Source organism: Streptomyces asiaticus (assembly GCF_018138715.1).
Classification (GTDB): domain Bacteria; phylum Actinomycetota; class Actinomycetes; order Streptomycetales; family Streptomycetaceae; genus Streptomyces; species Streptomyces asiaticus.
In genome coordinates, this window is record NZ_JAGSHX010000006.1 from 3,706,343 (window position 1) to 3,718,917 (window position 12,575).

Annotated in this window: 9 protein-coding genes; 6 read left to right on the plus strand and 3 right to left on the minus strand. The window is 69.2% G+C overall.

Annotation, left to right across the window (positions count from 1 at the left end):
- The first annotated feature begins 64 nt into the window (after positions 1-64).
- From KHP12_RS22985 to KHP12_RS22995, 3 genes are all read left to right on the plus strand, one after another.
- Positions 65-1,228: an LCP family protein gene (locus KHP12_RS22985; protein WP_246648687.1), complete on the plus strand. Its 1,164-nt coding sequence runs from the start codon at positions 65-67 to the stop codon at positions 1,226-1,228.
- 227 nt (positions 1,229-1,455) lie between these two features.
- Complete coding sequence (locus KHP12_RS22990; RefSeq protein ID WP_086884460.1) at positions 1,456-3,147, plus strand: LCP family protein; 1,692 nt, start codon at positions 1,456-1,458, stop codon at positions 3,145-3,147.
- 69 nt (positions 3,148-3,216) lie between these two features.
- A complete protein-coding gene (locus tag KHP12_RS22995; RefSeq protein ID WP_086884461.1) occupies positions 3,217-4,839 on the plus strand; it encodes an LCP family protein in 1,623 nt (540 codons plus the stop codon).
- Positions 4,840-4,933: 94 nt separating this feature from the next.
- Here the strand turns inward: KHP12_RS22995 and KHP12_RS23000 are convergent, their stop codons facing one another.
- The gene (locus tag KHP12_RS23000) at positions 4,934-5,950 is read right to left on the minus strand and encodes a glycosyltransferase family 2 protein (protein ID WP_037954319.1); all 1,017 of its coding nucleotides are present in this window, start codon (positions 5,948-5,950) and stop codon (positions 4,934-4,936) included.
- Between the two features lie 221 nt (positions 5,951-6,171).
- On the opposite strand from KHP12_RS23000, the gene KHP12_RS23005 reads away from it, so the two are divergent.
- Positions 6,172-7,629, plus strand: coding sequence for an LCP family protein (locus KHP12_RS23005; RefSeq protein ID WP_086879851.1), 1,458 nt, complete (start codon positions 6,172-6,174; stop codon positions 7,627-7,629).
- A gap of 66 nt (positions 7,630-7,695) precedes the next feature.
- Here the strand turns inward: KHP12_RS23005 and KHP12_RS23010 are convergent, their stop codons facing one another.
- The gene (locus KHP12_RS23010) at positions 7,696-8,268 is read right to left on the minus strand and encodes an acyl-CoA thioesterase (RefSeq protein WP_086879850.1); all 573 of its coding nucleotides are present in this window, start codon (positions 8,266-8,268) and stop codon (positions 7,696-7,698) included.
- A gap of 107 nt (positions 8,269-8,375) precedes the next feature.
- Between KHP12_RS23010 and KHP12_RS23015 the strand changes: the two genes are divergently transcribed.
- Complete coding sequence (locus KHP12_RS23015) at positions 8,376-9,713, plus strand: LCP family protein (RefSeq protein ID WP_211833629.1); 1,338 nt, start codon at positions 8,376-8,378, stop codon at positions 9,711-9,713.
- Between the two features lie 68 nt (positions 9,714-9,781).
- On the opposite strand, the gene KHP12_RS23020 is transcribed toward KHP12_RS23015, so the two are convergent.
- Positions 9,782-10,957 carry an acyl-CoA dehydrogenase gene (locus tag KHP12_RS23020; protein ID WP_276328609.1) on the minus strand — a complete coding sequence of 392 codons (1,176 nt, stop codon included), beginning with the start codon at positions 10,955-10,957 and terminating at the stop codon, positions 9,782-9,784.
- A 165-nt stretch (positions 10,958-11,122) separates the two neighbouring features.
- Between KHP12_RS23020 and KHP12_RS23025 the strand changes: the two genes are divergently transcribed.
- Complete coding sequence (locus tag KHP12_RS23025) at positions 11,123-12,463, plus strand: UDP-glucose dehydrogenase family protein (protein WP_086879848.1); 1,341 nt, start codon at positions 11,123-11,125, stop codon at positions 12,461-12,463.
- The last annotated feature ends 112 nt before the right edge of the window (positions 12,464-12,575 follow it).

Genomic DNA, 12,575 nt, shown 5'->3' on the forward strand with positions numbered 1-12,575 from the left:
CGGATACGTACAACCATGCATGGGCTTCGCATGTCTGTTCCGTTAATCGGCATCCCGGCATGCGATGCCGCTCCGCCCCCGGGCGGAAGACGGGTGGGAGGACGCGGACGTGACGACCGACAGCTCTGAGCCTGCGCCGAGACGCAGGCGCCGCTGGCCGCGCGTCCTGGCGCTGGGCGTGGCCCTGCTGGTGCTGTCGGCCGCCGGGGTGGGCTGGTGGTTCTACGAACGCCTCGACGGCAATATCCGCACCGACACCCGGACCGCGAACGAGCTGAAGAAGTACGAGGCCGAGCGGCCGGTGTCGGTGGTGCGGGACGCGCAGAACATCCTGCTGATCGGCTCCGACAACCGGGGCGGCAAGGGCAACGGCAAATACGGCAAGGACACCGGCACCCAGCGCTCGGACACCACGATCCTGCTGCACCTCCAGGCCGGCGGTAAGAGCGCCACCGCCGTCTCCGTCCCGCGCGATCTGATGGTGGACATCCCGGCCTGCGAGGGGCCGGACGGAAAGCGCGCCCAGGCCCGGTTCGCCCAGTTCAACTGGGCGTTCGAATCCGGTGGCGCGGCCTGTTCGATCCGCACCGTCGAGAAGCTGACCGGGATCCGCGTCGACCACCACATGATCGTGGACTTCAGCGGCTTCAAGCGGCTGGTGAACGCGGTCGGCGGGGTGGAGATGTGCCTGAAGGAGCCCGTGGACGACGCCGAAGCGCATCTGAAGCTGCCCGCGGGCCGTCAGGTCCTCCACGGCGAGCAGGCCCTGGGCTATGTGCGCGCCCGGTACAGCATCGGCGACGGCAGCGACACGGAGCGCATCGGGCGGCAACAGGAGTTCATGAGCTCGCTTGTGAAGAAAGTGCAGAGCAATGGTGTGCTGCTCAATCCCGCGAAGCTGTATCCCGTGCTCAACGCCGCGACGTCCTCGCTGACCACGGATCCGGGCCTGGATTCGCTCAAAGATCTGTACGCTCTGGTGCGCGGGGTGCGGGACATCCCGCGGGACAAGATCCGCTTCCTCACGATTCCGCGGCAGCCCTACACGTACAACAAGAACCGCGATGAGCTCGTCCAACCCGATGCCGACCGGCTGTTCCGGCAGTTGCGGCTGGATCGGCCGGTGCCGGTGTCCCACGCCGTCACGGCCTCGGCGGGTGGCGGGCCCAAAGCCGCCGATCTCACCGGCTACCAGGGGACGACCGCGGCGCGCGGCATCTGCGAGTAAAAGAACCATAAGAGCGGCCCATGAATCGTGAAGGATCAGATAAGGATTGGGCAGATTGCCCAGTTGTAGGGAAGTGGAATTTGTCACCGGCGTCGCTTGACGCTGATCTGGACGGATAGTGTGAGCGATCCGGTGCGCTCTACGAGGTGGCCGCGCACTGCACGAAGACAGATGGAGCGCCTTGAGGGGGAGGCGCCGCGTGGCACCGACGGAGGACACAGGCGACCGTGGACGCGCAAGGCCCTGGCGGGGCGGGTGACTTCGACCCAGCCGATCAGTGGGTGTTCGACCCGAATACGGGCAACTACGAGCTGCGGCTGAATCCCGCCGAGACATCGGCGGACGACACCACGGAGCTGCGACGGGTCACCAGATCATCGAGCGATGACGGCACCACCGGCTCCGAGCCCAGAGGGCGTCGCCGCGCGGCCAAACGGGAGGCGGAGAAGGAGCAGGCGGCCGGCCCGGTCAGCCGTCGCAAGCCGAAGCCGAAGAAGTCGAAGACGAAGAAGGCGCTCTACTGGGGCAGCGGCACCCTGGCCTTCCTGCTGGTGGGCGGTTCGGCCGCGGCGTACTTCGTCTATCAGCACCTGAACAACAACATCAGCAAGGTGGACGTCGGCGAGAACAACGCCGCGGTCTCCGACGGCCCGATGAACATCCTGCTGATCGGCACCGACCGGCGGGACGGCAAGGGGAACGAGGGCTACGGCGACGCGGGTAGCGTCGGCCACGCCGACACCACCCTGCTGTTCCACGTCTCCGAGGACCGGTCGAACGCGACGGTGCTGAGCTTCCCGCGCGACATGATCACCGACATCCCGGACTGCACCGTGAAGGAAGACGGCCGGAGGAAGAAGATCCCGGGCGAGGACGAGGTGCGGTTCAACACCAGTCTGGGGCAGGAGGGTCGCGACCCCGGCTGCACCTGGCAGACGGTGGAGAAGATCACCGGGCTGGAGATCGACCACTTCATGATGGCCGACTTCAACGCGGTCAAGAGCATGTCCACGGCGGTCGGCGGGGTGGACATCTGCCTCGGCAAGGACATCAACGACCCCAAGTCGCACCTGAATCTGAAGAAGGGGCGGCACACGGTCAAGGGCGAGCAGGCCCTGGCGTTCGTCCGGACCCGGCACGCCGTCGGCTTCGGCGGCGACCTGGACCGGATCAAGCTCCAGCAGCAGTTCCTGAGCTCGCTGATGCGCAAGATGAAGGCCAGCGGGACGCTCACCAACCCGGGCAAGATGTGGGACCTGGCCCAGACGGCCACCAAGGCGCTCACCGTGGACACCGGGATCGGCACCGTCTCCAAGCTGGCCTCGCTGGGGAAGAACCTGAGCAAGGTCGATCTCAAGAACGTCACCTTCGCGACCGTTCCGGTCGTCGACAACACCGACGGTGCGACCGTGCTGCTCGACAAGACCAAGGCCGAGCCGCTCTTCTCCATGGTCCGGCAGGATGTCTCGCTGACCGAGGTCAAGAAGAAGGAGAAGGCGGCCAAGAACGAGCAGGCGGGGCGGCTGAAGGGGCCGAAGGCCGATCCCGCCGACGTCCGGGTCAAGGTGCTCAACGGCAGCGGGCAGTTCGGCGCCGCCCAGGAGACCGTCGACTGGATGCAGAACACCGAGGGGATGTCCCGCACCAGCAACGGCGGAAACGCTCCGTCAGAACTGAAGAAGACGACGCTGGAGTACGCTCCCAACCAGGCCGACCAGGCGCGTCGGCTGGCCGACAGCATGGGGCTGCCCGCCTCCGCCATGAAGGAAGGCACGAAGGACGCCGAGCCGATGGCGGAGATGACCCTGACGCTGGGCGCGGACTTCAAGGGCGCCGGCACACCGATCTCCGCCCCGTCGAAGGCGCCGAAGGACATTCAGAGGGTCGAGGCCGACGACAAGGACGTCTGCGCCAAGTGACTGTCGCCGGCCAGCGGATCCACCCTCGTCCATCGGGCCGGACGACCGAGAAACTGCGGGGAGGGCCCGATGCGGGAGAGCAGTGTGCGGGGGGAGAGAGGGCGGCGGGCCACCGTTCCCGAACCACGTGAAAACGGTGAGGACGACAGCCCGCCGGAAGGGGAGGGCCCCGCGTCGCACGGCGCGGGGCGCCGGCCGGGTGGTCAGGGGCGGCCGAAGCGGAGCCGCGGGGTGCGGATCCTGCGCTGGACCGCCCTGACGCTGGCCGTGCTGGTGCTGGGCGCGGCCGGCGCCGGATATTTCTACTACGAACACCTGAACGGCAATCTGAAGAAGGAGGCTCTGGACCTCGGCGACAGCAAGATCGGCAAGCCCGAGCCCAACGCCGCCGGACAGACCCCCCTCAACATCCTGCTCATCGGCTCCGACAGCCGGAACACCGCGGAGAACGTCAAGCTGGGCGGCGCCAAGCAGGACGCGGACCGCAAGCCGCTGGGCGATGTGCAGATGCTGGTGCACGTCTCGGCCGACCGCAGCAACATGTCGGTGGTCAGCATCCCGCGCGACACCCGGGTGACCATCCCCCAGTGCACCGATCCGCACGACGGCACGGTGTATCCGAAGACCGAGGGAGCCATCAACCAGTCGCTCCAGCACGGCGGCCCGGGCTGCACGGTCGCCACCTGGAAGGAGCTCACCGGCGTCTACATCGATCACTTCATGATGATCGACTTCTCCGGAGTGGTCTCCATGGCGGACGCCATCGGCGGCGTCCCGGTGTGCGTGGACAACAACGTCTACTCGCATGACAGCAAGGGCCATGGCTCCGGGCTGAAGCTGACCAAGGGCACCCACAACGTCAAGGGCGTCCAGGCCCTCCAGTGGCTGCGCACCCGCTACGGCTTCGAGGACAACAGCGACATCGGCCGGGCCAAGGCCCAGCACATGTATATGACGTCGATGATCCGCCAGCTGAAGTCGGGCACCAAGCTCAGCGACCCGGGCAAGCTGATGGACCTCGCGGAGGCCGCCACCGACGCGCTGACCGTCGACCACGGCCTCGGGACCGTCAAGAAGCTGTACGACCTGGGCAATGACTTCAAGCGGGTGCCGACCAAGCGCACCACGATGATCACCATGCCCTGGGAGTACGGCGGCGGCGGGGAGTACGTACTGCCCAAGCCGGGCGACGCCGAGCAGACCTTCTCGCTGCTGCGCAACGACATAAGCCTGGACGGCAGGGACAAGAAGAAGCCCGACGCCACCCCGGCGCCCACCGCGCCCAAGGAGCAGATCCCGGTGGTGGTGCAGAACGGCACCGCGAGCACCGTCCTGGGGCCGGTCTCCGGCCGGGCGGCGGTCATCACCTCCGAGCTGGCGCGGCTGGGCTACGCCAAGGCCACCGCGAACACGATGCTCATCTCGCAGGCCGACACCACCGTCCTCTACCCGGACGAGCCCCGGCAGGGCGACGCCCTGGCCGTGGCCAAGGCGCTGAAGCTGCCGAAGTCCGCGGTGAAGGCGTCGAAGTCGGTGCGGGAGATCACCCTGGTGGTCGGCAACGACTGGCGCGAGGGCACCGCCTATCCGAAGGCGGCGGCGGACGACGGCGACAAGACGCCCAAGAGCGCGGACGCGCTCAACGGCGAGGAGAAGGGCTGTATGAAGGTCAACGCGGGCTACTCCTTCTGACGCCCGCCCGCCCGTCACGGCATGCGGAAGGGGCCGGACCCGATGCGGGTCCGGCCCCTCCGGCGTACGTGGTGTACGTGGTGTACGGGCGCGGCTACGGCGCCATGACCGCCGGGCGGCGGCTGGCGATGACCTTCTTGGCGAGCGCCCGCGGACTGGTCAGAAAGCCCCAGCCCCACGACATGTGCATGGTCGCGAGCGCCACCGGGATCCGCAGCCGGGCAGCCACCGGAAGCCCCTTGCCCGCGGGGAGCGAGCCCGCGACGATCGCGGCCAGATAGCCGCCGGGGATCACGAAGCCCCACGGGGTGACGGCCGCGCCCACCACGATGCCCGCCGCGATGGCGACGACGGCGGTCGGCGGGGCGAGATAGCGCAGATTGATCGAGCCCTGGTGGAAGCGGGCCACCACATGGCGCCAGCGGCCGTAGTCCTTGTACTGCTTGGCCAGGGCCCGCACGTTCGGCCGCGGCCGGTAGGAGACCTTCAGCTCGGGCGAGAACCAGATCAGCCCGCCGGCCTCGCGGATCCGGAAGTTCAGCTCCCAGTCCTGGGCGCGGATGAACTCCTCGTTGTACCCGCCCTGCTGCTCCAGCGCCTCGCGCCGGAAGACGCCCAGATAGACGGTCTCGGCGGGGGCCGCCTCACCACCGGTGTGGAAGGCCGCGTTGCCGACCCCGATCTTGGAGGTCATGGCGGCGGCGACGGCCTTCTCCCAGTCGTTCTCGCCCTCGGCGTGCATGAGCCCGCCGACGTTCTGCGCGCCGGTCTCCTCCAGGAGCCGTACGGCGGTCGCGATGTAGTCGGGCGAGAGCATGCCGTGGCCGTCGACCCGGACCACCACCGGATGGCGGGACGCCTTGATCGCCGCGTTCAGGGCGGCGGGGGTGCGGCCCGTGGGGTTGGGGACCGTATGCACCCGGGGGTCCTCCGCCACCAGTTCGGCGGCGATCTCGTCGGTGCGGTCCGTGGACGGGCCGAGCGCGATCACCACCTCCATCTCACCGTCGTACTCCTGCTCCAGGATGTGCCGTACGGCATTGCGCAGATGGCGTTCCTCATTGAGCACCGGCATGATCACGGAGACGGCCGGGAGCTGATGCGGGGGCATGGCACCTCGGGGTTCGGGGGCCGGGCCCCAGGAGACTGGGGGCGGGGGCCCCAAAGGACTGCGGTTTCCGGGCCACGTTACCGCGAATGGTGGACACCGGAGCGCGCCGCCCGGGTGGCAGCGCCCCGTACGGGCGGCGTGGGGCCGCCAAGGCGATCGTCGTATGGACCTACGGTGAGGCGGTTCCGCCCAGCCCGCCGAAGTTCACGGAGGTCCCCGGAGTGAGTGCACCGGCCCGATCGCCGCGCCCGTCGCGCCCCCGCTCCCGCCGCCCCCGCTGGGGGCTGCGGCTGGCCACGGGCGGCGCCTGTCTGGTGCTGGCGGTCAGCGGTATCGGGCATCTGCTGGTCAGGGAGCTCGATTCCGGAATCCACCGGGTGGATGCCTTCGGCGGCCTGGACAACCGGCCGAAGAGCACCGGCGGGGGCGTCAACTTCCTCGTGGTCGGCACGGACGGACGGGAGAAGATCACACCTCGGGAGAAGGCGCTGTACCGGCTGGGCGGAGCCCCCTGCCGCTGCACCGACACGATCATGCTGATGCATCTGTCGGGCGACCACCGCCGGGTCAGCGCGGTCAGCCTGCCCCGCGACTCGTACGCCAGGATCCCCGCGTACACCGACGCCACCGGCAAGCGCCATCCGAGCCATCCGCGGAAGCTCAACGCCGCGTACGCCGAGGGCGGGCCGAGTCTGACCGTGCGCACCGTGGAGCATCTGACCGGCGTCCATATCGACCACTACCTCGAGGTGGACTTCACCAGCTTCATGAAGACGGTCGATGTGCTCGGCGGGGTGAAGATCTGCACCGCGCGGCCGCTCAAGGACGACCACACCGGTCTCGACCTGCCGGCCGGCACCCATGTGCTGAACGGCGGCCAGGCGTTGCAGTACGTCCGCTCCCGGCATGTGGACGGCACCTCCGACCTGGGCCGGATCCAGCGGCAGCAGCGCTTCATGGCCGCCGTGGTCCACCAGACCACGGCCGGGCGCATCCTGCTCAACCCGGTGCGGTTCAACCGGGTGGCCGGGGCGCTGCTGGGCTCGGTCCGCGCGGACCACGGCTTCAGCGCGGAGGACCTGGTCGCCCTGGGGCGGGCGATGAGCGGGGTCACCCCCGCGTCCTCGGAGTTCGCCTCGGTCCCGGTGGTGCTGCCCGGTGTGCCGGTGAAGGGGGCCGGCTCCACGCTCCGCTGGAACCGGGCCAAGGCCGAGCGGCTCTTCACCACCCTCCGCGCGGACCGGCCGCTCGTCACCCACCGCCCGAAGCGTGTCCGGGCCACCCCGGTGGACGTGGACCCGGCCCGGATCCGGGTGCATGTGCTCAACGGCACCAATACGACGGGGCTCGCCCGCCGCGCGGACCGCGCGCTGCACGCCACCGGATTCGCCGCCACCGGCTCCCCCGCCGACGCCGCGACCGCCGACGTCCGGCACACGGTGATCGCGTACGACCCCATCTGGGACCGCTCGGTGCGCTCGCTCGCGGCCGCGCTCCCCGGGGCCCGGCTGAAGCCGGTGGTCGGGCAGGGCGCGGTGATGGAGATCACGATCGGCGCGGACTACAAGGGCGTACGGCCGGTCCGGGTCGAGGCGCCGAAGACCGACACCGCCGGGTTCGGTGCCGTCACCGGCGACGAGGTCGTCTGCCCCGAGGGCGGCGCCACCCGCTCCCTCTGACCCCGGGGCACGGGCGGTCGTCGCCGGCCCCGGGGGGTCACGGCCGGTCGGCGGCGACCCCGGGGGTCACGGCCGGTCGGCGCCCTCGGTGGTGTCGTCGGCGCGCCCGGCGGTGCGCTGGGCGCGGAGTTCCTTGATCGCGCGACGGCGGGCCAGCCGGTGGGTCCGGCGGATCTCGGCCTCCTGGTAGCGCCGCTTGTCCCGCTCGCTCTCCGGGATGACCGGGGGCACGGGCCGGGGCTTGCCGTCGCCGTCGACGGCGGCGAAGACCAGATAGGCGCTGCCCACCTGGGTGGCGGGCGTGGACTCGTTCCACCGCTCGGCCAGCACCCGCACCCCGATCTCCATGGAGGACCGGCCGGTCCAGTTGACCTGGGCCTTCACATGGACGAGGTCGCCGACCCTGACCGGTTCGAGGAAGGCCATCTCGTCCATCGACGCGGTGACCGCGGGCCCCTCGGAGTGGCGTCCGGCGACCGCTCCGGCGGCGTCGTCCACCAGCTTCATGATCACGCCGCCGTGGACGGTGCCGAGGAGATTGGTGTCACTGCCGGTCATGATGTGTGACAGCGTGGTACGAGAGGCGGAGGTGGGCTTTCCCGGAAGCTCCGGTTCCGCACCCTGGGCCTGTTTGGTCATGTCGTCCACCTTATGCGGACCAGATTCTTATCAGGTCTGCAACAGCCCTGCCGCGATCCGGCACCCGCCCTGTAATGCGACCCACCCGACCAGGCACACTGCATTGCATGAGCGAATGGCCCCAGGGATGGTCCGGCGACGGTAGCGGCCGGTACGGACGTGGTAGCGGCAGCGCCGAGCCGGAGGGGGCTCGCGCGATGCCACAGGTGAGGCGCGGCGCGCCCGGTGCGGGCGGTCCACCGCCGTACGACGAGCCGCCGCTGCCGCCCGGCCTCTCGCCGCACGGCACCGTTCCGCGGCAGCAGCCGTCCCAGGGCTATGACGACTACGACGACGGTTACAACACCGGTCAGGTCTACGGCCGCGGCAACGGCGGACCGGGCGGCGGCGACCATGGCCCCGGTGGCCCCGGTGGCCCCGGTGGCCCCGGCGGCCGCGGCCCGCGCCCGGTGAGGCCGAAGAACTGGAAGCGCCGGATAACCATCGGCCTGGTCACCCTGATCGTCCTGCTGCTCGCCGTCGGCATCGGCACCTACATCTGGGCCGACTCCAAGCTCCGCAACGAGGTGGACCTGAGCAAGGTCGAGGACCGGCCGGGCGGCGGCAAGGGCACCAACTACCTGATCGTCGGTTCGGACAGCCGCGAGGGCATGTCCGACGAGGACAAGAAGAAGCTGCACACCGGCTCGGCCCAGGGTCGGCGCACCGACTCCATGATCCTTCTCCATGTCGGTGAGAACGGCAACACCATGATCAGCCTCCCGCGTGACTCCTGGGTCACCATCCCGGCCTTCACCGGCTCGGAGAGCGGCAATCGGATCCCGCAGAGCCAGAACAAGCTGAACGCCTCGTACTCCTCCGAGGGCCCCGGACTGCTGGTCCGCACGATCGAGTACAACACCGGTCTGAAGATCGACCACTACGCGGAGATCGGCTTCGACGGCTTCGCCAACCTGGTGGACGGCGTCGGCGGCGTCGACATCGACGTCCCGCAGGACATGAAGGACAAGAAGTCCGGCAATGACCTGAAGAAGGGCAAGCAGACGCTGAACGGCCAGCAGGCGCTCGCCTTCGTCCGGCAGCGCTACGGCCTCGCGGGCGGCGACCTGGACCGCACCAAGAACCAGCAGAAGTTCCTGTCCGCGCTGGCCAACAAGGCGGCCTCGCCGAGCACGATCATGAACCCGTTCAAGCTCTACCCGACGATGGGCGCCGGCCTGGACAACCTGGTCGTCGACAAGGACATGAGCCTGTGGGACGTGAAGGACATGTTCTTCGCGATGAAGAGCGTCTCCGGCGGCGACGGCAAGCAGATGAACATGCCGATCTCCAACCCCGGCCTGGCCACCTCCAAGGGCAGCGCGGTGCAGTGGGACATGGCGAAGGTCAAGCAGCTGATGAGCGAGCTGAAGAACGACGACAAGGTCACCGTCTCCAGCAACTGATCCGGACCACCACCAAAGACCGCTGCCGGGCCCGACGGGCCCGGCAGCGGTCTTTGGTCTTTCGAAGACTACGGAAGGTTCCTTGCCATCACGATGCGCTGAACCTGGTTGGTGCCCTCGTAGATCTGCGTGATCTTGGCGTCGCGCATCATCCGCTCGAGCGGGTAGTCACGGGTGTAGCCGTAGCCGCCGAGCAGCTGGACGGCGTCCGTGGTGATCTCCATCGCGGCGTCGGAGGCGTAGCACTTGGCCGCGGCGCCGAAGAACGTCAGGTCCTCCTTGCCGCCGCCGAGGGACACCCGCTCGGACCGGGCCGCCGCCGCGTAGGTGAGCTGCCGGGCGGCCTCCAGCTTCATCGCCATGTCGGCGAGCATGAACTGGACGCCCTGGAAGTCACCGATCGGCTTGCCGAACTGCTTGCGCTCCTGGACGTACCCCTTGGCGTAGTCGAGCGCGCCCTGGGCGATGCCGAGGGCCTGGGCGGCGATGGTGATCCGGGTGTGGTCGAGGGTCTTCATGGCGGTGGCGAAGCCGGTGCCCTCGGCGCCGATCATCCGGTCGGCGGGGATGCGGACGTTGTCGAGGTAGACCTCGCGGGTCGGGGAGCCCTTGATGCCGAGCTTCTTCTCCGGGGCGCCGAAGGAGACGCCCGGGTCGGACTTCTCGACGACGAAGGCGGAGATGCCCTTGGAGCGCTTCTCGGGGTCGGTGACGGCCATCACCGTGTAGTACTCGGAGACCCCGGCGTTGGTGATCCAGCGCTTGACGCCGTTGAGCACCCAGAAGTCGCCGTCGCGGACCGCCTTGGTCTTCATCCCGGCCGCGTCCGAGCCCGCGTCCGGCTCGGAGAGACAGTACGAGAACATCGCGTCGCCCTTGGCGAGCGGGGCCAGGTACTTCTTCTTCAGCTCCTCGGAGCCGGAGAGGATGACCGGCAGCGAGCCCAGCTTGTTGACCGCGGGGATCAGGGAGGAGGAGGCGCAGACCCGGGCGACCTCCTCGATGACGATCACGGTGGCCAGCGCGTCCGCGCCCGAGCCGCCGTAGGACTCGGGGACGTGCACCGCGTGGAGATCGTTCGCGACCAGGGCGTCCAGCGCCTCCTGGGGGAACCGGGCCTCCTCGTCGACCTCGGCGGCGTAAGGGGCTATCTTCGCCTCGGCGAGAGAGCGGACGGCGTCCCGGAGCATGTCGTGCTCTTCGGACGGCCGGTACAGGTCGAAGTCGTTCACCGAGGACGTCAAGCCTCTCACTCCCCATAAAGCGCTAACTACCGTTAAGTAACTGAATTCTAGGGGCGACGCCTCGGTAGGTATACGTGAGCTACCTGACAGAGTCGGCTGAGCCCGTCCCCCGGTCCCGACTATGCTCAGGCACCGCATCTGCGATCGACCGTTCTGGAGCACTGCATGGCCCTCAAGATCACTGTGATCGGCACCGGCTACCTCGGCGCCACCCACGCAGCGGCCATGGCGGAGCTGGGCTTCGAGGTGCTGGGTCTCGACGTCGTGCCCGAGAAGATCGCGATGCTCACCCAGGGCCGGGTGCCGATGTACGAGCCCGGCCTCGAGGAGCTGCTGCGGCGCCATACGGTGGGGATCGAGGGGTCCAGCGGGCGGCTGCGCTTCACCACCTCCTACGAGGAGGCCGGGGAGTTCGGCGACATCCACTTCATCTGTGTGAACACCCCGCAGAAGCACGGCGAGTACGCCTGTGACATGAGCTACGTGAACTCCGCGGTGGAGTCGCTGGCCCCGCATCTGCGCCGCCCCGCGCTGGTCGTGGGCAAGTCCACGGTGCCGGTCGGCAGCGCCGACCTGCTCGCGGCCCGGCTGGCCGAGCTGGCCCCGGTGGGAGCGGACGCGGAGCTCGCCTGGAACCCGGAGTTCCTGCGCGAGGGCTTCGCCGTCCAGGACACCCTGCACCCGGACCGGATCGTGGTCGGCGTCGCGGGCGACCGGGCCGAGAAGCTGCTGCGCGAGGTGTACCAGACGCCCATCGGCGAGGGCTCGCCCTTCGTGGTGACCGACTTCCCGACCGCCGAGCTGGTCAAGGTCGCGGCCAACTCCTTCCTGGCGACCAAGATCTCCTTCATCAACGCGATGGCCGAGGTCTGCGAGGCGGCGGGCGGCGATGTGGTCAAGCTCGCCGAGGCCATCGGCTACGACGAGCGGATCGGCAAGAAGTTCCTGCGGGCCGGGATCGGTTTCGGCGGCGGCTGTCTGCCGAAGGACATCCGGGCCTTCATGGCGCGCGCCGGTGAGCTCGGCGCCGACCAGGCGCTGACCTTCCTCCGCGAGGTCGACTCGATCAACATGCGGCGCCGGGGCCATATGGTCGAGCTGGCCCGCGAGGCCGTCGGCGGCGCCTTCCTCGGCAAGCGGGTCGCGGTGCTGGGCGCCACCTTCAAGCCGGACTCCGATGACGTCCGGGACTCCCCCGCGCTCAATGTGGCCGGTCAGATACACCTCCAGGGCGCCCAGGTGACTGTCTTCGACCCCAAGGGCATGGAGAACGCCCGGGCCCTCTTCCCGACCCTCGCCTACGCCCCGACCGCCGCCGCGGCGGCGGAGGGCGCCCATGCGGTGCTGCACCTCACCGAGTGGCGCGAGTTCCGGGAGCTGGACCCGGCGAGCCTCGGCGCGGTCGTCGCCGAGCGCCGCATCCTCGACGGGCGCAACGCGCTGGACCCCGACGTCTGGCGCGACGCCGGGTGGACGTACCGGGCGCTCGGGCGCCCGATGGCGTGAGGGCGTCGCAGGGTTGCCTGTTTCACGGGGTGTGAGTGTGAGGCTTCCCGTTTGACGGGGTGTGAAACTCTCCGTTTGACGGGGTGTGAGGTTCCCTGTTTGACGGGGTGTG